This is a genomic window from Mesorhizobium sp. M1A.F.Ca.IN.022.06.1.1 (assembly GCF_003952605.1).
Classification (GTDB): domain Bacteria; phylum Pseudomonadota; class Alphaproteobacteria; order Rhizobiales; family Rhizobiaceae; genus Mesorhizobium.
This window is the reverse complement of record NZ_CP034455.1, coordinates 2915283-2939561: the sequence shown is the minus strand read 5'-3', so window position 1 is coordinate 2939561 and position 24279 is coordinate 2915283. Positions and strand designations below refer to the sequence as shown.

General features: G+C 64.9%; 29 protein-coding genes, 1 tRNA gene and 1 pseudogene. 20 read left to right on the top strand and 11 right to left on the bottom strand.

The annotated features are described in order from the left end of the window. Positions 1-49: 49 nt before the first annotated feature. On the top strand, positions 50-1135 hold the full coding sequence (locus EJ078_RS13865) for a nitronate monooxygenase (protein ID WP_245457227.1): 1086 nt from the start codon (positions 50-52) through the stop codon (positions 1133-1135). A gap of 56 nt (positions 1136-1191) precedes the next feature. Here the strand turns inward: EJ078_RS13865 and EJ078_RS13860 are convergent, their stop codons facing one another. After that, positions 1192-1338, bottom strand: coding sequence for a hypothetical protein (locus EJ078_RS13860; RefSeq protein WP_164748409.1), 147 nt, complete (start codon positions 1336-1338; stop codon positions 1192-1194). Between the two features lie 250 nt (positions 1339-1588). Here EJ078_RS13860 and EJ078_RS13855 point away from each other — a divergent pair, with 250 nt between their 5' ends. Further along, positions 1589-2389, top strand: coding sequence for a class I SAM-dependent methyltransferase (locus EJ078_RS13855; RefSeq protein WP_127217016.1), 801 nt, complete (start codon positions 1589-1591; stop codon positions 2387-2389). Between the two features lie 91 nt (positions 2390-2480). Here EJ078_RS13855 and EJ078_RS13850 read toward each other — a convergent pair. The 3 genes and pseudogenes from EJ078_RS13850 to EJ078_RS13840 all read right to left on the bottom strand — a co-directional run bounded on the left by EJ078_RS13850 (position 2481) and on the right by EJ078_RS13840 (position 5181). Continuing rightward, positions 2481-2557: transfer RNA gene (locus tag EJ078_RS13850), tRNA-Arg, on the bottom strand. A 256-nt stretch (positions 2558-2813) separates the two neighbouring features. Further along, a pseudogene (locus tag EJ078_RS13845) lies at positions 2814-3739 on the bottom strand (DUF1003 domain-containing protein). Positions 3740-4257: 518 nt separating this feature from the next. Continuing rightward, a complete protein-coding gene (locus tag EJ078_RS13840) occupies positions 4258-5181 on the bottom strand; it encodes a D-alanyl-D-alanine carboxypeptidase family protein (protein WP_127404230.1) in 924 nt (307 codons plus the stop codon). Between the two features lie 283 nt (positions 5182-5464). On the opposite strand from EJ078_RS13840, the gene EJ078_RS13835 reads away from it, so the two are divergent. From EJ078_RS13835 to EJ078_RS13825, 3 genes are all read left to right on the top strand, one after another. Further along, positions 5465-6571 carry a hypothetical protein gene (locus tag EJ078_RS13835; RefSeq protein ID WP_127216825.1) on the top strand — a complete coding sequence of 369 codons (1107 nt, stop codon included), beginning with the start codon at positions 5465-5467 and terminating at the stop codon, positions 6569-6571. A 124-nt stretch (positions 6572-6695) separates the two neighbouring features. Then, positions 6696-7307: a nucleoside triphosphate hydrolase gene (locus EJ078_RS13830; protein ID WP_127216826.1), complete on the top strand. Its 612-nt coding sequence runs from the start codon at positions 6696-6698 to the stop codon at positions 7305-7307. Positions 7308-7448: 141 nt separating this feature from the next. Then, complete coding sequence (locus tag EJ078_RS13825; RefSeq protein WP_066999117.1) at positions 7449-7757, top strand: hypothetical protein; 309 nt, start codon at positions 7449-7451, stop codon at positions 7755-7757. Positions 7758-7763: 6 nt separating this feature from the next. On the opposite strand, the gene EJ078_RS13820 is transcribed toward EJ078_RS13825, so the two are convergent. The 3 genes from EJ078_RS13820 to EJ078_RS13810 all read right to left on the bottom strand — a co-directional run bounded on the left by EJ078_RS13820 (position 7764) and on the right by EJ078_RS13810 (position 10133). Continuing rightward, positions 7764-8468, bottom strand: coding sequence for a glutathione S-transferase N-terminal domain-containing protein (locus EJ078_RS13820; protein WP_127216827.1), 705 nt, complete (start codon positions 8466-8468; stop codon positions 7764-7766). A gap of 197 nt (positions 8469-8665) precedes the next feature. Beyond that, entirely contained in the window at positions 8666-9874 is a 1209-nt protein-coding gene (locus tag EJ078_RS13815) for a beta-ketoacyl-[acyl-carrier-protein] synthase family protein (RefSeq protein ID WP_127216828.1), read from the bottom strand. Positions 9875-9878: 4 nt separating this feature from the next. Further along, the gene (locus tag EJ078_RS13810) at positions 9879-10133 is read right to left on the bottom strand and encodes an acyl carrier protein (RefSeq protein ID WP_040975089.1); all 255 of its coding nucleotides are present in this window, start codon (positions 10131-10133) and stop codon (positions 9879-9881) included. 197 nt (positions 10134-10330) lie between these two features. On the opposite strand from EJ078_RS13810, the gene EJ078_RS13805 reads away from it, so the two are divergent. From EJ078_RS13805 to EJ078_RS13785, 5 genes are read left to right on the top strand one after another with little or no spacing between them, the layout of a single operon-like run. Continuing rightward, positions 10331-11173, top strand: coding sequence for an urease accessory protein UreD (locus EJ078_RS13805; RefSeq protein WP_189413706.1), 843 nt, complete (start codon positions 10331-10333; stop codon positions 11171-11173). 37 nt (positions 11174-11210) lie between these two features. Next, entirely contained in the window at positions 11211-11513 is a 303-nt protein-coding gene (locus EJ078_RS13800; protein WP_059188709.1) for an urease subunit gamma, read from the top strand. 10 nt (positions 11514-11523) lie between these two features. Continuing rightward, entirely contained in the window at positions 11524-11778 is a 255-nt protein-coding gene (locus EJ078_RS13795) for a DUF1272 domain-containing protein (RefSeq protein WP_127216829.1), read from the top strand. A gap of 26 nt (positions 11779-11804) precedes the next feature. Further along, entirely contained in the window at positions 11805-12398 is a 594-nt protein-coding gene (locus EJ078_RS13790; protein WP_127404190.1) for a HupE/UreJ family protein, read from the top strand. Between the two features lie 7 nt (positions 12399-12405). Continuing rightward, positions 12406-12711 (top strand): urease subunit beta, encoded by a 306-nt coding sequence (locus tag EJ078_RS13785; RefSeq protein ID WP_127217221.1) that lies wholly within the window; start codon positions 12406-12408, stop codon positions 12709-12711. A gap of 20 nt (positions 12712-12731) precedes the next feature. Here the strand turns inward: EJ078_RS13785 and EJ078_RS13780 are convergent, their stop codons facing one another. Both EJ078_RS13780 and EJ078_RS13775 read right to left on the bottom strand, forming a co-directional pair. Further along, on the bottom strand, positions 12732-13250 hold the full coding sequence (locus tag EJ078_RS13780) for a hypothetical protein (protein WP_245457276.1): 519 nt from the start codon (positions 13248-13250) through the stop codon (positions 12732-12734). A gap of 117 nt (positions 13251-13367) precedes the next feature. Then, positions 13368-13736: a hypothetical protein gene (locus EJ078_RS13775; RefSeq protein ID WP_127217220.1), complete on the bottom strand. Its 369-nt coding sequence runs from the start codon at positions 13734-13736 to the stop codon at positions 13368-13370. 164 nt (positions 13737-13900) lie between these two features. Here EJ078_RS13775 and ureC point away from each other — a divergent pair, with 164 nt between their 5' ends. From ureC to EJ078_RS13740, 7 genes are all read left to right on the top strand, one after another. Further along, positions 13901-15616 carry an urease subunit alpha gene (gene ureC, locus EJ078_RS13770; RefSeq protein ID WP_164750706.1) on the top strand — a complete coding sequence of 572 codons (1716 nt, stop codon included), beginning with the start codon at positions 13901-13903 and terminating at the stop codon, positions 15614-15616. 105 nt (positions 15617-15721) lie between these two features. After that, positions 15722-16327, top strand: coding sequence for a glutathione S-transferase family protein (locus tag EJ078_RS13765; protein ID WP_127847076.1), 606 nt, complete (start codon positions 15722-15724; stop codon positions 16325-16327). Then, entirely contained in the window at positions 16324-16902 is a 579-nt protein-coding gene (ureE, locus tag EJ078_RS13760; RefSeq protein ID WP_127215809.1) for an urease accessory protein UreE, read from the top strand. The genes EJ078_RS13765 and ureE overlap by 4 nt, the downstream gene beginning before the upstream one ends. Then, a complete protein-coding gene (locus EJ078_RS13755) occupies positions 16895-17566 on the top strand; it encodes an urease accessory protein UreF (RefSeq protein ID WP_127215810.1) in 672 nt (223 codons plus the stop codon). Before ureE ends, EJ078_RS13755 begins: the two co-directional genes overlap by 8 nt. Continuing rightward, on the top strand, positions 17563-18003 hold the full coding sequence (locus EJ078_RS13750) for a DUF3995 domain-containing protein (RefSeq protein WP_127215808.1): 441 nt from the start codon (positions 17563-17565) through the stop codon (positions 18001-18003). The genes EJ078_RS13755 and EJ078_RS13750 overlap by 4 nt, the downstream gene beginning before the upstream one ends. Beyond that, positions 18000-18632 (top strand): urease accessory protein UreG, encoded by a 633-nt coding sequence (gene ureG / locus EJ078_RS13745; RefSeq protein WP_127215807.1) that lies wholly within the window; start codon positions 18000-18002, stop codon positions 18630-18632. The genes EJ078_RS13750 and ureG overlap by 4 nt, the downstream gene beginning before the upstream one ends. Before the next feature lie 66 nt (positions 18633-18698). Continuing rightward, entirely contained in the window at positions 18699-19466 is a 768-nt protein-coding gene (locus tag EJ078_RS13740; RefSeq protein ID WP_127215806.1) for a class II aldolase and adducin N-terminal domain-containing protein, read from the top strand. Positions 19467-19662: 196 nt separating this feature from the next. On the opposite strand, the gene EJ078_RS13735 is transcribed toward EJ078_RS13740, so the two are convergent. Further along, positions 19663-20295 (bottom strand): HAD family phosphatase, encoded by a 633-nt coding sequence (locus EJ078_RS13735; RefSeq protein WP_208721572.1) that lies wholly within the window; start codon positions 20293-20295, stop codon positions 19663-19665. Positions 20296-20496: 201 nt separating this feature from the next. Between EJ078_RS13735 and EJ078_RS13730 the strand changes: the two genes are divergently transcribed. After that, positions 20497-21456 (top strand): sugar-binding transcriptional regulator, encoded by a 960-nt coding sequence (locus EJ078_RS13730; protein WP_095825547.1) that lies wholly within the window; start codon positions 20497-20499, stop codon positions 21454-21456. Positions 21457-21518: 62 nt separating this feature from the next. On the opposite strand, the gene EJ078_RS13725 is transcribed toward EJ078_RS13730, so the two are convergent. Then, entirely contained in the window at positions 21519-21704 is a 186-nt protein-coding gene (locus EJ078_RS13725; RefSeq protein ID WP_095799098.1) for a hypothetical protein, read from the bottom strand. Between the two features lie 110 nt (positions 21705-21814). Here EJ078_RS13725 and gcvA point away from each other — a divergent pair, with 110 nt between their 5' ends. Both gcvA and EJ078_RS13715 read left to right on the top strand, forming a co-directional pair. Further along, positions 21815-22723, top strand: coding sequence for a transcriptional regulator GcvA (gene gcvA / locus EJ078_RS13720; protein WP_127404038.1), 909 nt, complete (start codon positions 21815-21817; stop codon positions 22721-22723). 162 nt (positions 22724-22885) lie between these two features. Beyond that, the gene (locus EJ078_RS13715; RefSeq protein ID WP_208721570.1) at positions 22886-24196 is read left to right on the top strand and encodes a sugar ABC transporter substrate-binding protein; all 1311 of its coding nucleotides are present in this window, start codon (positions 22886-22888) and stop codon (positions 24194-24196) included. Positions 24197-24279: the final 83 nt, after the last annotated feature.

Here is a 24279-nt window from a genome sequence, read left to right as displayed (position 1 = left end):
GCCTATGATGGACTGCGCGTGTTCCTTTCCCGACACAGGAAAAACGCTCGTGTGGCCGAACCGTCGTTTATGCGATCTCCTAAAGATCGAACATCCGATCATCCAGGCTCCGATGGCCGGCTCGGCGACTCCGGAACTCGCCGCCGCGGTGAGCAATGCCGGCGGGCTGGGATCGCTCGGCTGCGCATCGATGCTGCCGGACGGCTTGCGCACCGCTGCGCGCCAGCTGCGCGCCTCGACCGAGCGTCCTTTCAACCTCAATTTCTTTGTTTTTCCCAGACCGGACACCAACGACGCCGTACTGACCCAGGTCATCGACAGGTTGCGGCCCTACTACAAGGAGCTGTCGCTCGACGAACCCTCGCGGAGGCTTCCGCCGATCGGCCCGGGTTTCGACGATGAAAAGCTTGAACTGCTGCTCGAGATCCGGCCACCGGTCGTCAGCTTCCATTTCGGCATTCCGGACGCGGCCGCGGTCGCCAAGTTGAAGCAGTCGGGGATCGTGGTTATCAGCACCGCGACGAATGTCGCCGAGGCGCGCCAACTCGCCGACGGCGGAGCCGACGCGGTCATAGCGCAGGGCTGGGAGGCAGGTGGCCACCGGGGATCGCACGCTCCCAACCGTCCCGGTGACGGCGTTGGCACAATGGCGCTGGTTCCCCAGGTCGTGGATGCCGTCAACCTGCCGGTCATTGCCGCCGGAGGCATCGCCGACGGCCGCGGCATAGCGGCCGCCTTCGCGCTTGGCGCCAGCGGCGTGCAGATCGGCACCGGCTTCCTGTCTTGCGACGAGGCCGGCACGGACGGACCGCGCCGAGCCCTGATCCGCGCCGCCACGGACATGGACACGATGGTCACCGATGCCTTCACCGGCCGCGCGGCGCGGGCGAGACGCACCCGCTTCGCCTTGGAGATGGAGGTGAACCGGGCGCACCTCCCCGACTTCCCGCAAATGGTTGCGCTCAGCGCTCCGCTCGGCGAGGCCGGTGCAAAAGGAGATTTCGCCTTCCATCTCTATGGGCAGGCGGCCGCCTTGAACCGGGAGCTTCCTGCCGGCGAATTGATGCAGACGCTCGTGGCCGAAACCGGCGAGGTGTTCGAAGCGCTTTCGACCGGCAAAACGACGCCTGCGTGAGCGAAGTCTCCACTCGTAGACGTCGCGGACAGGTTGCAATCCGGACTGCGACAAGATCAGCCGGCAGGCAGGGATGCCATCCGGGCGCGATCGATGATGCTGGCATTCGGCGGCAAGCGGCGATCGCCCAGCTCGGCCAGTTTTGCGGCCATATGCGCTCTGGTGATCTGCGGCAGCGAAACGCACAAGGCGATCTCGATCACGCCGCGGAACGCGTCGGCATCCTCGTTTGCGGCGGCGAAACAGGAAGGCCCTCCGACAACGCGTTCATCTCGGCGATCCGGGCTCGCTCGGCGGCGATTTCTGGTTGCGATAGACCGACCTGGCGCTCGGCCTCGGCGTCGTATGCTCCAGCCAACGCCCAACCTGTGCGATCTCGGGACGATCGGCTGGTTTCGTTGCTTGGCATGGTTCCCGCGTGGGTCTAGGCTGAAACCAGCAAGGGAGGACGGGATGACATCAAGCTTCACCGTTCACGCCGCATCCGGCTATGAGCAGCTCATGGGCCGCTGGAGCCGCAGGCTCGCGCCCAAGTTCATCGACTTCGTCGGCCTGGCCGGCGGCGAGAAGATCCTCGACGTCGGCTGCGGTACCGGCAGCCTGACCTTCGAACTGGCGAAGTCGCGCGATCTCGCCGAAATCCAGGCCATCGACTTCTCAGCCGTCTTCGTCGCGGCGGCGAAGGAGAGGAACACCGATCCGCGCATCACCATTGAGCAGGCGGACGCCACGGCGCTGCCTTTCGAGGACAATGTGTTCGACCGTGCGCTGGCGCTGCTGGTCCTTCACTTCGTGCCGGAGACCGGCAAGGCAATGGCCGAGATGCGCCGCGTAACGCGGCCTGGCGGCGTGGTCGCGGCCGTGGTGTGGGATCACCTCGGCGGCATGCCGGCCATGCGCATGATGATCGACACCGTTGCCGCGCTCAGCGAAAGCGGCCGCCAGATGCGCAATCGCTACTGTTTCCAGCCGATGATGCAGCCCGGCGAAATGAAGCGGACCTTTGTCGAACAGGGCCTGACCGACGTCACCGAAACCGAGCTGATGATCCGCATGGATTACCAGAATTTCGACGACTACTGGGCGCCGATTGCCGCCGGCGAAGGCCCGCTCGGCAAATATATGACCACGCTCGACGCAGCCGAGCGGACCCGCACGGAGGCTGCAGTCCGCGATGCCTATGAGGCCGGTCGTGCCGATGGGCCGAGGTCTTTCGCCAGCGTCGCCTGGGCCTGCCGCGGCATCGTGCGCTGACTTTTAGCGCTATCTGAGCTGCGCGCGGACGGCGTCGCGGAAACTGCGGTCGCCTAGCCGGCCAGTGCCGGCAGCCAGCGGTGCCAATAGTTGGCGCACCCGACAAGATTCGAACTTGTGACCTCTGCCTTCGGAGGGCAGCGCTCTATCCAGCTGAGCTACGGGTGCTTCCCGGGAAACCGGAAAACGAACCAGCCGGTGAGCCGGCCAGCCACGGCTTCTTAGCGGAAGCGCGTGCCGGCTTCAACGGGCAATTGGCTTGGCGGAATATTCGCCGTAGCGGACAGGCTCGCATTCGTCCGATGGAGGTGCTGGAGTCGAGAGCGAGCGGTCCCAACTGATGTAGGCTCGGAGGCCGGCGGCCCCACTTCGGCAATGCATCGCGACTTCCGAGCGTTGTTCAGGCGCAAGCTCTCGCCAGCCCTCACCCCTCCACCTCGCTCTTCGCCACCCTCCGCTGCACCCCGCGCGTCGCCCGCTTCTGCTTCTTCGCGGTCAGCTCGTGCATGGCATCAAGCTGCATCTGCTGCATTTCGGCCAGGCGCTGCCATTGGCGCGAGATCAGGTAGTCGAGCTTTTCGTGCAGGTGCCGCACTTCGAGCTCGGCCTTGAGGTTCACCCGGTAGTCATTGAAGGAGCGCAGCCGGTCCTTCGCTTCCTGTCGCTTCTGGCTCATCATGATGATCGGCGCCTGGATGGCGGCGATGCAGGAGAGCAAGAGGTTGAGCAGGATGAATGGGTAGGGGTCGAAGGCGGCGGACGCGCCCTCGAAGAGGTTGAGGCCGATCCAGATCAGAAGCACCGCCGCGAACGAGATCAGGAACCACCAGCTGCCGCCGAAGGCCGCCATGTCGTCCGAGACGCGGTCGGCGAAGGAGCGGCGCTCCTCGAACTCTTCTTCCGAGTTCTCCGAGATCGTGTCCTGTCTGGCGATCGATTCCACCACCTGGCGGTCGAGCTCGGAGAATTCGCCGTGCTCCTGCTGCAGCAATTCCTCCATGTAGCGCATGCGGTAGCGGGCGAGCTCCTCGCGGCTGATGCGGGCGCCGCGCGGCAGGTCGGGATGGTCGGAGCGGATGCGGTCGGCGAGGCTCGGCCTCAGGTCGTCGACGCGCACCAGGTCGCGCTTGCGGAACTTCCGGCCGCTGATCGCCGACGGTTTTTCTTGGGCTTTGCACGCGCCGTGCCGGGCAGGTGCGGCTCGGAATCCGGCACCTCCGGCGCTTCGAGGATCTCGTCCGCCGCCTCATGCTGGTCTTCCGGCACGGTGGCCGCCTCGAGATATTCGCCGCCCGAGTCGTTTTCGTTGTCGGCTATTGTCTGCGCGGATGCCTTTGGGTCGCCGGCCATGCTCAGTGCTCCTCTTCTCGGGCTTCGATACGATACGCCGAGCCGGCGCGGCATATCCATCGCGACTGTGAAGCTGGTGTGACGGAACAAGTTGTTGTGATGGATGGATCTGCTTTCGGCGCGCAAAGACATAGATCCAATTCTGGGAAGATTCGGCTGAAAGGGATTGCTGAGCAACAGCAAATCTCTCGGGGCAGCGCCGCCCCTCATCCGCCTGCCGGCACCTTCTCCCCGTAAGTCACGGGGAGAAAGAGGCTGGCCGCATGCTCGGCGCCTTTCCTGCAACGCCGGCGATTGGCGAAACCGGCGATGAGAGCGCCCCTCTCCCCGTCACTTACGGGGAGAGGATGCCGGCAGGCAGGTGAGGGGCAGCGCCACCGTCGAAAGCATTAATCCTGCCTCACTGGCGCCAATGGTCACCGCCGGCTGGCCTATCCTGGCCCTGTGGGCGGCCGCCCCGCCAAACCGCATCAGGGCCAAGGCGGTCGCTTGAACAGGCCGCCGCCACTCGGGCTTCGCTACTGCGCCGGCAAACCGGGCAGCGACGAACTTGGCGTGGGCAAACCCGGAAGTGCCGAAGCGGCCGGCTGCTGGCCGGCATACATCAGCCGCGTCTGGGCATCGGCGCTCATCGGCGACAAGCTGCGCTGGATCAGCGCCTCGACATGGTCGTTGCGCTGGCGCGCGCTTTGGGCGCCCATCACCACCACGATCAGATGCCTGCCGTCGGCATTGTAGGAGGTGACGATGTTGTAGCCGGAAGCGCGGATATAGCCGGTCTTGATGCCGTCGACGCCGCGCACCCGTCCCAGCATGTCGTTATGGCCGCGCACCAGCCGGCCGCGGAACATGAAATCGCTTTCGGAGAAATAGTGGAAATGCTGCGGGAAGCGGCGCTGGAGCGCGATGCCCAGCACCGCCATGTCGCGCGCCGTCGTCACCTGGCCGTCGTCGGGCAGGCCGCAGGCGTTGCGGAAATTGGTGCTGGTCATGCCGAGCTGGCGCGCCTTGGCGGTCATCATGGCGGCGAACTGCTCCTCGCTGCCGCCGCCGAGATATTCGCCCACCGCCACCGCCACGTCGTTAGCCGACTTCACCACCATGGCGCGGATGGCGGAATCGACGTCGATCGTCTCGCCGCGCCTGAAGCGCAGCTTCGTCGGCGGCTGCGAGGCGGCGTGGTTGGATACCGGGATCTGCGTTTCCTTGCTCACCCGGCCGCTCTCCAGCGCCTCGAACAGCATGTAGAGCGTCATCATCTTGGTCAGCGACGCGGGATAGCGCTGCGCCGTCGAATTGACCTCGAACAGCGTCTTGCCGGTCGAAGCGTCGACCACGATCGCGGCATATTTCTGCGGCTGCGCCGGCACGGCCAGCACGGTTTCCGGCGGCGCGGCGGTGGTGCAGCCGGCAATGAGGAGCAGCAGCACCAGCGCGGTCATCAATTTCTGGAGGAGCGAAAGCGGAGTGGACAAGATTGTTCAAAAACGGTTGCTGAGATGCGGCGAAGCTAGCGTACCGCATCCGCTCCGTCCAACTGGTTAACGGCGGGAATGAGGCATTTGCCCAGCTTTTGGCGGTTTGCAGGAGGTTGAATTGCCTTCAAGGTCGGCAGCGCCGAGTTCGACAATTGGTGGCATTCGCCTGATGCAAAAAGCCTATCGCCCTGCTTGCGCCGCTGCCGCCGGTCAGGCTTTGTTGTCACCGAAGATTCGAGGTTTGGCAATGGACACCCTCAGCATCAACGCAAAAGGCATCTCGGTCTCCCTCGATCTCGCCGTCGGCCACATCGCCGCCCTGGAAATCGAGGCCGATGGCCGCCGCCTAAAACCGCTGCACCGCGCGCCCTGGGTCGGCTCGCCGCGCGCGACGTTGCCGCAAAACCTCCCCGAAGGCACGGTGCGCCTGTCCGGCGACTTCCTCTGCGCGCCGTTCTCCACCAGCGATGTCGAAGCTGCTCCCCTCCACGGTTGGACGGCCAACAGCGAGTGGGATGTCGTCGAAAGCAGTGCCATCGCCGGCGGCTGGCGCGCCGTCTTCCGCTTGCGCCGCAAGGTGATGGGTGCTTCCGTCGACAAGGTCTTCACGCTCCGCGACAACCATCCCTTCCTCTACCAGGAACACATCTTCTCCGGCGGTTCCGGCGCCATTTCCGTCGCCCACCATCCGATGACGGCGATGCAGGACGGCGGCCGGCTCGCCTTCTCGCCGAAACGTCTGGCGGTCACGCCTGAGACCCCTCTGGAGCCCGATCCGGCGCGCGGCCGGTTTCGTCTGGCCTATCCCGCCCGCACCACCGACCTCACCCGTTTCCCGCTCGCGGCCGGCGGCACCGCCGATCTCGCCGACTACCGCATGGAAGACCGGCGCGAGGATTTCATCACCCTGGTCGAGGCCGATCATGGCGGGCCGGGCTGGACGGCGCTCGCCCGCCGCGCCGAGCAGGATCTGGTGCTGGTGCTGAAGAATCCGGCCGAGCTGCCGGTCACCATGCTGTGGTTCAGCAATGGCGGGCGCGACTACGCGCCCTGGAGCGGCCGCCATGTCGGCGTGCTTGGCATCGAGGACGGCCGCGCCGCGGTCGGCCACGCCGCCTCGCTCGGCGACAACTGGCTGAAGCATGAAGGCGTGGCGACGGCCTTCGCGCTTGCCGAAGGGCGCAGCGTCTCCTTCCGCCATGTCATCGGCGCGGTTCCGGCAGCCGACGTCGAACCGCCAAGCGGCCTGGAACAAGCGACCGATCGACTGCGCATCCTTGCCCAGAATGGTTCAGCGAAGGAGATACCGTTCGACGGCGAATTCCTGCGCATCGGCCGTTCCATACCCGCCTGAGGCCCTTGCTCCGCCATAGGATGACGACCGATCTCAAGGGCGTGCGGCAGCGGCTTTATAACCGTTTGAAATTTCTCCCCAGTGCCGCCAAGATGCGGCCGGAGTCACTAGCGAAGAGGCGCTGATGTCCGACTTAGCCCATATCACTGCCGCCATCTTCAAGCGCGCCGGCAAGGCCAGGCGTTTCGTCGTTGCCATTGCCGGCCCGCCGGGAGCCGGCAAGTCGACCATATCGGGCAGGCTGCATGAATTGCTGCCGGAGGGCACGTCCGAAGTCGTGCCGATGGACGGCTTCCACTATGACGACATCGTGCTCAACCGGCGCGGCCTGCGCGCGCGAAAAGGGGCGCCGGAAACCTTCGATTTTGCCGGCTTCGAGACGCTTTTGAAGCGGATCCGCTCCGGCGAGCCGGACATTGCCATTCCGGTCTTCGACCGCAGCATCGAACTCTCGCGCGCCGCCGCCGAGATCATTTCCGCCGACACCAAGTTCATCCTGGTCGAGGGCAACTATCTGCTGCTCGACGAGGAGCCGTGGTCGCGGCTGGCAGAGCTGTTCGATTTCACCATTTTCGTCGATGTCCCGCGCGACGAGCTCGAGCGCCGGCTGATGGAGCGCTGGCGCGGCCATGGCAAGTCCGACGAGGACGCCCGCGCCTGGATCGCCTCCAACGACATGCCCAATATCGAGCGCGTGTTGGCGCGTCGCCGGGAGGCCGATCTGGTGATTGGTTAACCTGCTCAATTTTCACCATTTTCGGGCGGGAACCTTAAGATTTACAGGTCGTTATCTCCATGACCCGAATTGTCCGGCACTGACGCGATTCCAGGAAAGTGTGTAACGGCTTCCGGAATTGCGCGATAAGGGAACCGTCTTATGGCAACCAAGACCAGAAAACCCGCGCCTGCAAGAAGCAGAGCCAATCAATCCAGAGCTGGTGCAGCTACCGCAACGGCCGAGCGCTCCAAGGACGCCAAGCCGAGCTTCGGCAAGGCCGCGCCCAAGAAAGTCGTGCCCGGCACCGCGCACAAGGCCCCCGCGAAGGCCGCGAAGCCGCATAAGCCGGCGGCAAGCTCGGGGCCGATCCGCACTGTGGCAAGCGTGGCGACCGGCGCGGTGGTGGCCACCGCGCGGCTTGCCGCATCCGTGCTCGGCCGAGGCGGCGCCAAGGCCAAGCCCAAATAGAGCGACTCAGCTTCTGGCCGGGATAGTCAGGCCCCTCTGCACGGCGGGCCGTGCGAGGCCGCGCTCCAGCCATGCCGCGACACCGGGGAAATCGTCGAAGCCGACCAGATCGCGCGCTTCGTAGAAGCCGATCAGATTGCGCACCCAGCCGAGCGTCGCGACGTCGGCGATCGTGAACTCGTCATCCATGATCCATTGCCGGCCCTTGAGCCGCGTTTCCAGGACGCCGATGAGGCGCCGCGACTCGTCGCGATACCGCTCCAGCGGGCGCTTGTCGGCGATCTCGCGCCCGGCGAATTTGTTGAAGAAGCCGACCTGTCCGAAGATCGGGCCGATCGCGGCCATCTGGAAGAACACCCACTGGATCGTCTCGTAGCGCCGGATGGGATCGGCCGGGATCAGCTTGCCGGTCTTGTCGCTGAGATAGAGTAGGATGGCGCCGGATTCGAACAGCCCGATCGGCTTGCCGTCGGGCCCGTTCGGATCAATGACTGCCGGTATCTTGCCGTTCGGGTTGAGCGACAGGAATTCCGGCGTCCAGCTCTCGTTCTTGCCGATGTCGACCGGATGCGGCTCATAAGGCAGGCCGATCTCCTCCAGCGCGATCGAAATCTTCACGCCGTTGGGCGTCGGCCATGAATAGAGCTGCAGGCGGTCGGGATGCTTGGCCGGCCAGCGCTTGGCGATCGGAAAGGCGGACAGGTCGGTCATCGTGGCTCCGGATGCGGATGGGCGCGTGGCGGCGCGCGTGGCGGGTGGGCAAGAATTAGGATCCCGACCCCTCGGGATCAATATGGCCGCCAATCGACCCCCGTGGACGGTCAGTCAACCAAAGCACCCGCAAGGATGAGAACGCGTCCGGCGCCGGCGAGCGCCCGCGTCGGGTCGCCCATCTCAGATCGCCCGTCTCAGATCGCCTTGAAGGCCAGCACGGCATTGGTGCCGCCGAAGGCAAAACTGTTGCTCAGTGCTGCGCGCACCTTGCGCTCGCGCGCCACATTCGGCGTCACGTCGAGATCGCATTCGGGGTCGGGCTCGCGGAAATTGGCAGTCGGCGGCACGATGCCGTCGCGGATCGCCATGACACAGGCGATCATCTCCAGCCCGCCCGAGGCGCCAAGGCAATGCGCATGCATCGACTTGGTCGAGGAGAGCGACAGTGCGCTCACATGCTCGCCGAAGACGCGTTTGATCGCCGCGGTCTCGATCTGATCGTTGGCCTTGGTGCCGGTACCATGCGCGTTGAGATAGTCGACGTCCTCGGGATTGAGCCCTGCATCCACCAGGCAGAAGCGCATCGCCGCTTCCGGTCCCTCGACGGTCGGCGCGACGATGTCGGAAGCGTCGGCCGAGAGGCCCGCGCCGGCGATCTCGGCAAGGATGGTGGCGCCGCGCGCCATCGCGTGGTCGTAGCTTTCCAGCACCGCCATGCCTGCGCCTTCGCCGAGCGACAGGCCCTGGCGGTCGGCAGAGAACGGCCGGCAGGTGTCGGGCGAGAGCACGCGCAGCGCCTCCCAGCCCTTGAGCACGCCCCAGACCAGCGGCGCCTCGGTGCCGCCGGCGACCATGACGTCCGCGCGGCCAAGCCGGATCTGGTCGACGGCCGAGGCGATGGCATGATTGGCCGACGCGCAGGCCGAAGTGACGCCGAACACGGGTCCGCGCAACCCGAGACTCATGCTGACCTGGCCGGCGGCCGCGCCCGGCATAACCTTCGGCACGGTGAAGATAGCGGCGCGGTTGCGCCCCTCGATCAGGATCGCGCGGTAATTTTCCTCGATCGTCTCGAAGCCGGCGACGCCGACGCCGACAACGGCACCCATCCGATAGGTGTTGTCGGTATGCGCGACGAGTCCGGACTGCCGCATCGCTTCGCGCGCCGCGATCACCGCCAACAGGCTGAAGCGGTCCATCGACACCACCTGCTTGCGGTCGATGCCGTGATCGGGCAACGCCTTGATTTCGGAGCCGACCTTGACCTTCAGGTCATGCAGCGAAGGATTGTCGATCGGGCCGATTGCCGAGCGGCCGGCGCGCATGGCGTCCCAGATCGCCGGCACATCGTTGCCGAGCCCGCATATTCCGCCAATGCCGGTGATGACGACGCGCTTGAGCATGCAGTCAGGCTTTTTTCGCGATCAGTTCGCGAACCGCCTCGACCATGTCGCCGACGTTCTTGAGGTTGCTCCAGGCGTCGACCGTGTTCATCTCGATCTCGATGCCGTACTTCTCCTCGAGATCGAAGATGATCTCGGTCAATTCCAGCGAATGGATCCCCAGCGTGTTGAGATCCGTGCTCGGCGTGATTTCTTCGCCGCCAGGTTCGGCATGCGCTTTGATCTTTTCGATGATTTCGGTCGTCAGCTGGTCAGCCATTCGGTTCCTTCCCCTGTCGTTTTCCGACGCCAACTGATCAGCGCCCCTGTGTCCCCGGATTCACAAACGTCGTCGCCCCTTACCTCGCCAGGAATCCGTGTGACCGCTCCAAGGTGGCTCCCTCTATAGAAACCGAAACGATGTCAAGCAACAAGCTATATATCGACAAAGCCGGTGGAGTGCTTAACGTTGGCGCCGTGGACATGATCGAGGATATCCTGATTTCTCTGCCTGCCGCGCAACGTGTTGCCGGGCGAGGCAGGCTTTTCTGCGGCAAGAGCCGCGGCAGGACCCGCCTTCAACGTCTCTATCAGGACGGATCGGCGAAGATTCGCATGCCGGCGGTGCAAGGCGACCCGCTCGAGGCCGTGCTGATCAACACGGCCGGTGGGCTGACCGGCGGCGACCGGCTTGGCTGGGAGATCGAGGTCGGCGAGGGCGCCTCGGCATCGATCACCACCCAGGCCTGCGAGAAGATCTATCGCGCCGCATCCGACCGGGCCGAGACGAAGGTCAGCCTCACGGTTGGCGCCGGCGGCAGCATTGCCTGGCTGCCGCAGGAAACCATCGTTTTCAACCGCGCGGCCTTTGCCCGCGCGCTGCATGTCGAGCTGGCGGTCGGCGCCGAGGCGCTGCTCCTGGAGGCGACGCTGTTCGGCCGGCTTGCGATGGGCGAACGGACGCTCCTAGGCAATTTCCATGACCGCTGGCGGGTTTGCCAGGGTGGCAGGCTCATCCACGCCGAGGACTTTCGCATCGGCCCGGATATCGCGGCCGGCCTCCAGCGCCAGGCCGTGGCCGGCGGCGCGCTTGCAAGTGCAACGATGCTTCTCGTCTCCCCGCGTGCGGAAACCTTGCTGGAACCTGCCCGCGCGATCATCGGTGATCAGGGTGGCGCCAGTTTCTGGAGCGTCGGGCAATCTGGCAAGCTTCTTGCGAGGCTCACCGCCGGCGGCGGCTACAAGCTCCGCAAGCGGCTGGTTCCGCTCGTCGAGCTGCTCAACGGACGGGCTGGCCTGCCCAAATTATGGTCACTTTGACCTTCGAATACTTTGATCTTGAGTACCGAGAAGACGCATGAACCTGACGCCGCGTGAAAAGGACAAGCTGCTGATCGCCATGGCGGCGATCGTGGCGCGCAAGCGACTGGAACGCGGCGTCAAGCTCAACCACCCCGAGGCGATCGCGCTGATCACCGATTTCGTCGTCGAGGGCGCCCGCGACGGCCGCTCGGTGGCCGAGCTGATGGAGGCCGGCGCCCACGTCGTCACACGGGCCCAGGTCATGGACGGCATTGCCGAGATGATCCACGACGTCCAGGTCGAGGCGACATTTCCCGACGGCACCAAGCTGGTGACCGTGCACGAACCGATCCGGTGAGGAGGATCCGATGCTGGAACTCAGACCCAATTGCGAATGCTGCGACAAGGATCTGCCGCCGGAGGCGGCGGATGCGCTGATCTGCACCTTCGAATGCACCTTCTGCGCCGATTGTGCGCAAGATGTTCTGGGCGGTGTCTGCCCGAACTGCGGCGGCAATTTCGCGCCGCGGCCGATCCGGCCGGCGGCAAAACTGAAGAAACACCCGGCCTCGACCAAACGCGTGCTCAAGGCCGGGGGCTGCGGCCCCCGCAAGGCCGCCTGAGTCGGCAATTCGAAAAGGACCCGCCCATGACTTCCGCTTCGACGAAACGCACCGCGCTTGCCGCGATCCTCTTCCTGGCGGCGGCGATGCCGGCTTACGCCCATGTCGGCGTCGGCACGACCTCGTCCTTCACGGCGGGCTTCATGCACCCGCTGTCGGGCCTCGACCATATGACCGTCATGATCGCGGTCGGCCTGTGGGCGGCGATGAAAGGCGGCAAGGCGGTGTGGGCATGGCCGCTCGCCTTTGTCGGCGTGATGGTGGCGGGCGCAGCACTCGGCATGCTGCAGGTGCCGGTGCCTTTCGTCGAGCCGGGTATCCTCGCTTCGGTCGTTGCCCTCGGGTTGCTGGTGGCGCTGGCGGTCGACCTGCCGGTCTCGGCGGGTGTGGCCATCATCGGCCTGTTCGCCCTGTTCCACGGCCATGCGCATGGCACTGAAGTGCCGGAGAATGCCGGCGGCCTCGAATATATGGCGGGTTTTGCCGTGGCGACGGCACTTCTTCATGGCATCGGCATCGCGTCCGCGCTCGGACTTGGGCTCCGCTTCCGCGCCCTGGCGCGTCTTGCCGGCGCCGCCTGCGCGACGGTCGGCGCGGGCCTTGCCTTCGGCGTGCTGTGAGGCTGCGATGATCCCCGGCGAAGTCATCACGGCAAAGGGCGACATCGAGCTGAACAAGGGCCTGCCGACGGTGATGCTCAAGGTCGCCAACAGCGGCGACCGTCCGATCCAGGTCGGCAGCCACTATCATTTCTTCGAGACCAATGATGGCCTGAAATTCGACCGCGAACGCGCCCGCGGCATGCGGCTCGACATCGCCGCCGGCACGGCCATGCGCTTCGAGCCGGGCCAGGAACGTGACGTCACGCTGGTGCCGCTCGGCGGCAGGCGCGAGGTCTATGGATTTCAACAGAAGGTGATGGGCAAGCTGTGAGGCGTGGCGGCGCGCTCAAATCACTTCGGCGGCTTGGCGGCCGCGTAGATGACGACCTTCCCGGGATTGTCGAACTCGACGGCAAGCACGTCCTCGGCCTGCACGCGCCGCGAATCGATGGCGTTGAAGAGCAGGGCGTTCGCTTCGATCTCCTGCCGCAGCTCCGCGACGTCTTCCTGATGCTGCTTCACCTTGTTCTCGATCGCAGGCGGCGGCCCGCCTTCGCTGCGCGCGGCATCCGTCAGGAAAACGATATCGACGGTATCCAGCTTGGTCGTCTTGCGCACGGTGCCGATATTGTCGCGCGTGCGGTCGATGGCGGTGATGACCTTGCCGGCCTCCGTCTTCGACAGCGCCTCCTCCCGCCGCACATCGGAATCGACGATCGTCGCGCCCGGCTTGGTGCTGTCCAGTGGCGGCTTGCCGTCCGCCGGCTGCGCGGGGAACGCTGGGGCGGCGACCACGAGAAGCATGGCCACCACAAGGGCTGGAAAGACAAGGGCTGGAAATCCTGTTCCGGGGCACGGGGCGCTCGCCATCGCTCGCTCCTGGTTGAACTTGTGGCGGGGCGAAAAAGGCGAAACGAGTCCTGTCGGCGGGAGATTCCGTTCGCGATGATGCTGACGGGCCTGCAACCGGCCCGCCAGCGTTGGTCGTCAGCTCGCCTTCTTGGTGATCAGCGTCAGCGCGCCATTGGGCTGCAGGCTGGCGGCGATCACCTGCGCCGAGCTCATTCCCTTGGCTTCGAGCGCGGACTTCACCTTGGGTGTCGCGTCGATCGATTTGCGCAGGGTCTGCAGGCCGGCGTCGCCGCGTTGGGCGACGATCTGATTGACCTGCGTCTGCGTGTCCTTTGGCAGTTCCGTAATATCGACGATGCTGACGCTCTCGATCGTCGGCGCCTTGGGCGCGGCGGCAGCAGGTGCCGCAGGCGCCGGGCTCGGCTGCGGCGCGGGCTGCTGCGCGCCGGCCGCACCCGCCATCATCAAGCTGGCGGCGGCCGCGAAAAGTATCGTCTTTCGCATGGATATTCCTTCCCTCGGTTTGGAAAACGGTCGTTTTGGGCTGACTCGGTCACCTCAACCGCCAAATGGGATCGGAAGGTGTCGTCGAGCGGGTCATTGCATGACCATTGGATGGCGACAAAGTGCGCTCCGCGCCCACACAAACTCGCTTTTGGGAGCAATCGCTGATGGCAAGAATTTCCCGTGCCGCCTATGCGCAGATGTACGGCCCCACGGTCGGCGACAAGGTGCGGCTTGCCGACACCCACCTCTTTATCGAGGTCGAGAAGGATTTTACCGTCCATGGCGAGGAAGTGAAATTCGGCGGCGGCAAGGTCATCCGCGACGGCATGGGCCAGAGCCAGGTATCTAGGGCGGGCGGCGCCGTCGACACCGTCATCACCAACGCGCTGGTCGTCGACGCGCTCGCCGGGATCGTCAAGGCCGATATCGGCCTGAAGGACGGTCGCATCGCCGCGATCGGCAAGGCAGGCAATCCGGACACCCAGGATGGCGTCACCATCATCATCGGTCCGGGCACCGAGATCATCGCCGGCGAAGGCAAGATCCTGACGGCCGGCGGCTTCGACGCGCATATCCACTTCATCTGCCCGCAGCAGATCGAGGAAGCGCTGATGAGCGGCATCACCACGATGCTCGGCGGCGGCACCGGTCCGGCGCATGGCACCTTGGCCACCACCTGCACGCCCGGCCCCTGGCACATGGCGCGCATGATCCAGTCTTTCGACGCTTTCCCGATGAATATCGGGCTGTCCGGCAAGGGCAATGCCTCAAAGCCGGCAGCGCTGGAGGAAATGGTGCTCGCCGGCGCCTGCTCGCTGAAGCTGCATGAGGATTGGGGCACGACGCCGGCCGCGATCGACTGCTGCCTTTCGGTCGCCGACGACTATGACGTGCAGGTGATGATCCACACCGACACGCTGAATGAGTCAGGGTTTGTCGAGAACACGGTTGCCGCGATCAAGGGCCGCACCATTCACGCCTTTCATACCGAGGGCGCCGGCGGCGGCCATGCGCCCGACATCATCAAGGTCTGCGGCCTGCCCAACGTCATCCCGTCATCGACCAACCCGACGCGGCCTTACACGGTCAACACCCTGGCCGAGCATCTCGACATGCTGATGGTTTGCCATCATTTGTCGCCGTCGATTCCCGAGGACATCGCCTTTGCCGAAAGCCGCATCCGCAAGGAGACGATCGCGGCCGAGGACATCCTGCACGACATCGGCGCCTTCTCGATCATCTCCTCCGACAGCCAGGCCATGGGCCGCGTCGGCGAAGTGGGCATCCGCTGCTGGCAGACCGCCGACAAGATGAAGCGCCAGCGCGGCGCGCTGGCTGAGGAGACGGGCGACAACGACAATTTCCGGGTTCGCCGCTATATCGCCAAATACACCATCAACCCGGCGATCGCGCATGGCCTGTCGAAGGAGATCGGCTCCGTGACGGCCGGGAAACGCGCTGATCTCGTGCTGTGGAACCCGGCCTTCTTCGGCGTGAAGCCGGAGATGGTGCTGGTAGGCGGCACAATCGCCGCCGCCCCGATGGGCGATCCCAACGCATCGATCCCGACGCCGCAGCCGATGCACTACCGGCCGATGTTCGGCGCCTACGGCAAGGCGCTGACCAACTCCTCGGTCACCTTCGTCTCCAAGGCGGCTTTTGATGCCGGCTTGCAGGGCAGGCTTGGCGTAGAGAAGGCGATGGTCGCGGTCGAGAACACGCGCGGCGGCATCGGCAAGCATTCGATGGTGCTCAACGACGCCACGCCGCATGTCGAGGTCGACCCTGAAACCTATGAGGTGCGCGCCGACGGCGAGCCCTTGACCTGCGAGCCGGCGACCGTGCTGCCGATGGCGCAGCGGTATTTTCTGTTTTAGCTACCGGATTTCATTCCTGCGGCTCTTCGACCTCATCGCATGATCGTCATCATTGGGCTGATGGCTTGGATGGTCTAGGCTCCGGGAAAAGGCAGGATTCGAACCATGTACAAGGCCGTCGGATCACGAGGTTCCCGGGTCAGCCGCGTGCTCTGGATGCTCGAGGAGCTCGGGCAATCCTATGAGTTCGTAGAGGTGAAGCTGCGCTCGCCCGAGACCTATGCGCTGAACCCTTCCGGCAAGGTGCCGATCCTGATCGACGGCGAGCTGACGATCACTGATTCGGCGGCGATCTGCGTCTATCTGGCGCACAAGCATGCCGATAAGGGAATGGGCGCCGATCCCGGGCTCGCCGGCCGCGCCGAGTTGGATTCCTGGATGCATTTTGCTCAGAGCGAGTTCGAAGCGCCGCTGTGGAACAAATTGCGCCACCGCTTCATCCTGCCCAAGGAGCTGCGCGTCGATGTCGGCCCTGCCGCCGCCCATGATTTCGCTTCGGAAGTCAAGGCACTAGACCGCCGGCTCGGCGACAAGCCTTTTGCCCTCGGCGACCGCTTTTCCGCCGTCGACGTTCTGCTCGGCGATATGGGTGGTTGGGCGCGCGCCGGCCGGTTCCCGGTCGACTCAGATCGCGTCAACGCCTATTTCGATCGCGTGCTGTCGCGACCCGCCCGGTCGCGGGCGCAAGCCAATGGCGGAGCCATGAAATGAAGCTCAACATCAACACCGATTTCACCAAATTTCCGCGCGCCGTCTCGGTGCTCCCGGCCGGCGAGGGCGGAGCGGCGACACCTTTCGACAAGGCTATCTTGACGCATGACGAGCGGCATCTGCGCCGCCGCGCCATCGAAACCGCCGGCGGCGACAGGGTGTTGGTCGATCTGCCCGAGCCGGTGGCTCTCGGCAATGGCGACCGGCTGGTGCTGGAGGACGGCCGCCAGCTCGAGATCGTCGCCGCGCCCGAAGAGGTCTACGACATCCGCGCCCGCGACACCGTGCATCTCACCGAGCTTGCCTGGCATATCGGCAACCGCCACCTCGCGGCGGCAATCGAGGCGGACCGTATCCTCATCCTGCGCGACCATGTCATCAAGGCGATGCTGGAAGGGCTCGGCGCCACGGTCAGCGAGGTGCTGGAACCGTTCAGTCCCGTGCGCGGCGCCTATTCCGGACATGGCCACGACCATGGCCATGCGCATGATCATCACGGCCACGACCATCACGATCATGATCACGCGCATGGCCATCATGACCACGACCACGATCACCACCATCACCATGACTGACCAGCCGTCCGGTACCGCACTGCTGCGGCTGATGGCCTGGCTGTCGCCGTCCTTTCCGGTCGGCGGCTTCTCCTACAGTCATGGCCTCGAAAGGGCCGTGCATGACGGACTTGTCGCCGATCGCGGGGATCTCGCCGAGTGGCTGGAGACGCTGGTCGAGATGGGCTCGGGCTGGAACGATGCGGTGCTCTTTGCCGAAAGCTGGCGACGCGCGCGTGACGGCGGCGATATCGCGGAAGTCGCCGCGCTTGCCGAGGCGCTTGCCGGATCGCAGCAGCGTCACATGGAAACCATGCTCCAAGGCGCCGCCTTCCAAAAAGCCGCCTCTGCCTGGCCTTGTCATGCGCTCGAGCGCCTGCCTGCGGATTGCCCCTATTGCGTCGCTGTCGGCGCGATCGCTGGCAGCGATGGCATCGGCTTGGCGGACGCGCTGTCGGCCTTCCTGCAGGCCTTCTTCTCCAACCTCGTGCAGGCCGCTATCCGGCTCGGCGTTGTAGGACAGGTCGATGCCACCGCTTTGTTAGCCGGCTTCGAACCGTTGGCGCTCGCGACAGCTGCTCGCGCCGCGAACTCCACGCTCGATGACCTCGGCGGCTCGGCCTTGATATCCGACATTGCGGCGATGAAGCACGAAACCCAATATTCGCGTCTGTTCCGCTCATGATCATACTTGCCTTTGTCCTCTCCCTCATCCTGCTGCTGATCACCACGCTGCATGTCTATTGGGGCATAGGCGGCATCTGGCCGGGAAAGGACGCGAAATCCTGCGCCCGCGCCGTCGTCGGCTTTCGCGGCGTCGACGACATGCCCTCGTCCGTCGCGAGCTTTGCCGTCGCCGCGTGCCTGGCGCTTGCGACGCTATGGCCGCTGGCCCTTGAAGGCGTCTTCGCCTCGCCCTTTCCCAGGCAGGGCCTCGCCGCCACGGCGCTGCTCTTTGGGATGGTCTTCTTCGGGCGAGGCATCGCCGGCTTCACCCCCTGGTGGCGCGGGCTGACGCCGGAGCAGCCCTTCGCCCGGCTCGACCGGCGCCTCTACTCGCCGCTCTGCCTGTTGATCGGGCTGGGCTTCGCAATCCTCGCCATCACGGAGTTTCCGGCATGAGCCAACCCAATGGTCCCCTGCGCATCGGCATCGGCGGCCCCGTCGGTTCCGGCAAGACGACGCTCACCGAAAAGCTCTGCAAGGCGCTGCGCGACCGGTTCTCGATCGCCGTCGTCACAAACGACATCTACACCAAGGAAGACGCCATGATGCTGGCGCGCCTGCAGGCGCTGCCGGAGGAGCGCATCGTCGGCGTGGAGACCGGCGGCTGTCCGCACACTGCCATCCGCGAGGACGCCTCGATCAATTTGCGGGCGATCGCCGAGCTGCACCGCAAATTCCCCGACCTCGACATCGTCTTCATCGAATCCGGCGGCGACAATCTCGCCGCCACCTTCTCGCCGGACCTTGCCGATCTGACCCTCTATGTCATTTCCGTTTGCCAGGGCGAGGAGATACCGCGCAAGGGCGGCCCGGCCATCACCCGCTCAGACTTCCTCGTCATCAACAAGAGCGATCTGGCGCCCTATGTGAACGTCAACCTCGACGTCATGCAGGCGGACGCCGCCCGCATGCGCGGCAAGCGGCCATTCGGCTTCACCGATCTGTCGCGCGGCAAGGGTCTGCAGGAGGTGATCGAGTTCATCGTCGAGCTGGGCGGGCTGCAATCGGCACGGCCTGCCGCCTGACCCATCAGTTTGCGGTTGCTGGCAGCCGCCATGCACGGCATGCTCGGCCAAACCGGAGGATTTTCGATGAGCCTTGCCCGTCTGCAGAAGGAAACGCTGACCAACCTGCCTTATTACCAGGAGCGGGTCGATCTCGCCGCCGCCTTCCGCTGGACGGCGCGGCTCAACATGCATGAGGCGGTCGCCAATCATTTCTCGCTGTCGGTCAACGAGGACGGCACGAAGTTCCTGATGAACCCGAACCAGGTGCATTTCTCGCGTATCAAGGCGAGCGATCTTCTTTTGATCGACGCCAACGATCCCGACACGCTCTCCGGCCCCAACGCGCCCGACCCCACGGCTTGGGGCCTGCACGGCGCCATCCACCGCAACGTGCCGCATGCGCGCTGCGCCATGCATGTGCATTCGATCCACGCCACGGTGCTTGCCTCGCTGGCCGACTCCACCCTGCCTCCGATCGACCAGAACTCGGCCATGTTCTTCAACCGTCATGTCGTGGACCCTCATTATGGCGGGCTGGCCTTCGAAGAGGAGGGCGAGCGCTGCTCGAGACTGCTCGTCGATCCCAAGGTCAAGGTGATGGTCATGGGCAATCACGGCGTGATGGTCATCGGGGATTCTGTCGCCGACACCTTCAATCGCATGTTCTATTTCGAGCGTGCCGCCGAGACCTACATCAAGGCGCTGTGGACCGGTCGGCCGCTGCGCACGCTCTCCGATGAGATCGCGGAAAAGACGGCGAGCGAGATGGACGACTATCCCGGCCAGGCCGAGCGCCACCTTGCGGAGCTGAAGGCAATCCTCGACGAGGAAGAGCCGGTCTACAGGAACTGAGCCCCGCGGTTGTGGGTTGACGCTGGAGGCTTGGCTTTCGCCTATTTTCGAAGCCGGGCGCTGCCCCTCACACTCTCCCCGTGAAGCACGGAGAGAGGAGGATCGTCGGCGTGGGAGCGTGTCCCTTCTCCCCGTAGTCACCGGGAGAAGGTGCCGGCAGGCGGATGAGGGGCAGCGCCGGCGTTGGCACGTCTTCTTAGAGACCCAATTGCGCCCGCAGTTCCTCGGCGCTGTTGATGACGATTGCGCCGGGCAGCCCTTCCATCGGCGCTTCCGGCCAGAAAATCGTCTTCATGCCGGCAGCCAGGCCGGCCATCGCGCCGGTGCGGCTGTCGTCGACCGCGACCGCGTCGGCCGGATCGACGCCGGCGAGATAAGCCGCGCGCAGGAAGGGTTCCGCATGCGGCTTGCCTTGGCGTACGTCGTTTCGGCTCACCGTGTGCATGCCGGGATAGACGAGACCGACCGCGCCGAGATTGGCGTCGACGATCAGCCGGTCCGAATTGGACACCACCGCCTGCTCGACGCCTAGCGCGCGCAATTCGTTGAACACATCGATCGCGCCGGGCCGCGGCTTGAGCGTCTCGGCCATCGGCAGATAGTGGTCGTATTTGCGCACGATCCAGTCATCGAAGTGCAGGTCGAGGCCGAACTGGTCGCGCAGCATTTCGTAGACCGGCCATGCCGCGACGCCCAGCACCCGTTCGTGCAGGTCGGTCGGCGGCGTGATGCCGACGCTGCGCAAAGCGGCCACAAGTGCTGCCTCGTGCAGCGGCTCGCTGTCGACCAGCGTGCCGTCCATGTCCCAGAAAACCGCTTTCGGCGTCATGCAGGCTCCTTTTGCCGATCCCTTAATGGGTTTCCGGTCAGAGATAAACCGTTCTCCCGGCAAATGGTTGAGGCGAGCGCAAATGGTGTCATCCTTGGTCGGCAGGGGCGCAAGCAATTGCTCTTTCAATTGACAATTGCGCAGGGCCGCTTTCGCTGTAATCTAGAGGGCCCGCTATTGTCGGGCTTGGGGAGGCAGAATGTGAACGCGCGACAGGAAACCGGCAGCACCAGGTTGGACGACGCCGCGCGCGCCGGCTGGCTCTACTATGTTGCCGGCAATACCCAGGATCAGATCGCCGCCAAGCTCGGTATTTCCAGGCAGACGGCGCAGCGGCTCGTCTCGCTGGCGATGTCGGAAGGGCTGATCAAGGTCCGCGTCGATCATCCGATCGCCAATTGCCTCGACCTTGCCGCGCGGCTGAAGTCGCGTTTCGCGCTCGATCTCGTCGAGGTGGTGCCGAGCGATCCGACCTCGTCCTCGACGACGATCGGCGTCGCCGAGGCGGCGGCTGCCGAAATCGAGCGGCGGCTGCGCTCCGCCGCCCCCATCGTCATGGCCATCGGCACCGGGCGCACCCTGAAGGCGGCGATCGAGCTGTTGCCGCCGATGGAGTGCCCGCAGCACAAGGTGGTGTCCTTGACCGGCAACATCTCGCCCGACGGCTCGGCCGCCTTCTACAACGTCATCTTCACCATGGCCGATCGGGTCAAGGCGCGCTCCTTCCCGATGCCGCTGCCGGTCATCGCCTCCTCGCCGGAAGAGCGCGACATGCTGCTCAGCCAGCCGATGATCCAGCCGACGCTGGCGCTGGCCGCGGAAGCCGACGTCACATTCGTCGGCATCGGCGATCTCGGCCCGAAGGCGCCGCTCTACGAGGACGGCTTCATCTCGGAGGGGGAACTGAAGGCACTGCAGAAAGCCGGCGGCGTCGGCGAGATCGTCGGCTGGGTTTTCGACCGCGAAGGCCGCATGATCGAAGGCATCACCAACGACCGCGTTTCGTCCGCCGCCTTGCCGTCACGCGAGAAGTCCTTGGTCATCGCGCTTGCCATGGGCGAGCGCAAGCTGCCGGGCATTCTCGCCGCCGTGAACCGTCGTTTGGTCAATGGCCTCATCACCGATGAACGGACAGCCACCGCCCTGCTCGGCGGCGCGTGATCGTGATGCTGGGCTCGGGCGAATCTGACGCGACGAGCCGTTGGCGATAAAAAGAAACCCGGCTATTTGTAGCGTCCATGCGGATCGTTGCCGTCGAGGAAGCCCATATCCCGCTGCAGGTGCTCCGACAGTTCTCGGACATCGACATAGCCGCGCCTGCGGCTGGCGAACCACGACAATTCCCGTGCCAGCAGCGAAATCCATCCATGTATTGGGGTCGAATCGAGTTTTTCCTGCATCGGAGTCATGATCGTCAGCCTTCGCTATGCTTGAACTGGAGTGATCGTCGACCCCAAATATCGGGCTAATCGGCACGTGCTTCCAATCAAACGTCGATCATGACCCATAAAGAGGCCTTATGCCCGATCTGAGCTCCCGGCAGAATGTCCAGCTCCCGCCCCTGCAGGCGATTCGGGTGTTCGAGGCCGTGGCCAGACACCTCTCCTTCACCAAGGCTGCCGAGGAGCTCGGCATGACCCAGGCCGCCGCGAGCTATCAGATCAAGCTTCTGGAAGAGCGCATCGGCGCGCCGCTGTTCCTGCGCCGTCCACGGCAGATCGAGCTGACCGAACCCGGCCAGCGTCTTGCGCCGGCTGTCAGCGAGGCATTCGCGCTGCTGAGCGGCGCCTATGCAGCCGCCCGAGCCGGCGCCGACGGCGTGCTTTGCGTTTCCACCCTGCTCACCTTCGCCTCGAACTGGCTGGCGCAGCATCTGGGATCCTTTCAGGTCGCGCACCCCTCGCTTGCCGTGCGTGTCGACACCTCGAACCGAGTCGTCGATTTCGCGCGTGAGGACGTCGACATCGCCATCCGCTCCGGCGGCGGCAAATGGCTCGGCGTGGAAACGCATATGCTGTTCAGGGCCGACTTCACCCCGGTGCTCAGCCCCAGGCTTGCGGCGAGCATCGGCGGCGTCAAGGAGCCCGCCGACCTGCTCAAGCTCCCCATCCTCGATCCCGGCGACATCTGGTGGCAGGAATGGTTCGCGCTCGCCGGCCTGCCCGCGGAGGAACTCGCCAGCCGTCCCGGCACCAGCATGGGCGCGCAGGCCTATGAGGCCAATGCCGCGATGGCCGGGCAAGGTGTTGCGATCGTCACCAGCGCCCTGTTCAAGAACGAGCTTGCCGACGGCCGGCTGATCCAGCCCTTCGATCTCGTCGGCGACGACGGCCACGCCTACTGGCTGGTCTATCCCACGGCCCGGCGCAACGTGCCGAAGATCCGCGCCTTCCGCGATTGGATTCTCTCCGAGATCGCCTGCCAGTAGCCCGACATCACAGCCTGCCGTCTCCGCTACGCATCGCCCAGACGGGCGCGACATCGATTTGTGCTGCGCTGCAGCATCGATTCCGGCTTGACATAATTCACACTTAGTGAGTAATTGCCCACAGCCAAGGCAAATGCTCATCTTGGTTTTAGGGAGGAATTGATGAAACTTCGCACGCTCACCCTGGGCCTGTTGTCGGCCAGCGCCCTTGCATTCGCCGCGCATGCCGAATCCATCACCATCGCCACCGTCAACAATGGCGACATGGTCCGCATGCAGAAGCTGACGGACGACTTCACGAAGGCCAATCCCGACATCCAGCTCAACTGGGTCACGCTCGAAGAGAACGTGCTGCGCGAGCGCGTCACCACCGATATCGCCACCAAGGGTGGCCAGTACGACGTCTTGACCATCGGCACTTACGAGGTTCCGATCTGGGCCAAGCAGAGCTGGCTCTTGCCGCTCGAGAAGCTCGGCGACGACTACGACGTCAAGGACATCATCCCGGCCATTGCCGGCGGCCTTTCGGTCGACGGCAAGCTCTATGCCGCGCCGTTCTACGGCGAGAGCTCCTTCGTCATGTACCGCAAGGACCTGATGGAAAAGGCCGGCCTCAAAATGCCCGACGCGCCGACCTGGGACTTCATCAAGGAAGCCGCCGACAAGATGACCGATCGCGCCAATGGCGTGAACGGCATCTGCCTGCGTGGCAAGGCCGGCTGGGGCGAGAACATGGCCTTCCTGACCGCCATGTCGAACTCCTTCGGCGCTCGCTGGTTCGATGAGAACTGGAAGCCGCAATTCGACCAGCCGGAATGGAAGAACACGCTGCAGTTCTATGTCGACCTGATGAAGGCAGACGGTCCTGAGGGCGCGTCCTCCAACGGCTTCAACGAGAATCTTGCGCTCTTCCAGCAGGGCAAGTGCGGCATGTGGATCGATGCCACCGTCGCCGCGTCCTTCGTCTCCGACCCGAATGCCTCGCAGGTCGCCGACAAGGTCGGCTATGCGCTGGCGCCCGACAAGGGTCTCGGCAAGCGCGGCAACTGGCTGTGGGCATGGTCTCTCGCTATCCCCGCCGGCACCAAGAAGGCCGACGCCGCCGAGAAGTTCGTCTCCTGGGCGACCTCGAAGCACTACCTCGAACTGGTGGCTTCGAAGGAAGGCTGGGCCAACGTTCCGCCCGGAACGCGGACCTCGCTCTACAACAATCCGGAGTACCAGAAGGCAGCGCCCTTCGCGAAGATGACGCTGGACTCCATCAATGCCGCCGACCCGACGCATCCGACCGTCAAGCCGGTGCCCTATGTCGGCGTGCAGTTCGTGGCCATCCCGGAATTCCAGGGCCTCGGCACCACCGTTGGTCAGCTCTTCTCCGCCGCTCTTGCCGGCCAGTCGAGCGTCGATGATGCGCTGAAGCAGGCCCAGGACGCGGCGACCGCCGCGATGACCGAAGGCGGCTACCTCAAGTAAGGCTCCTCCCGGTGCCGAACGCCGGTAGCGGATCATGACCGGCATAGGCCGCCCGAAACCCAGTTCGGGCGGCCACCTTTGCA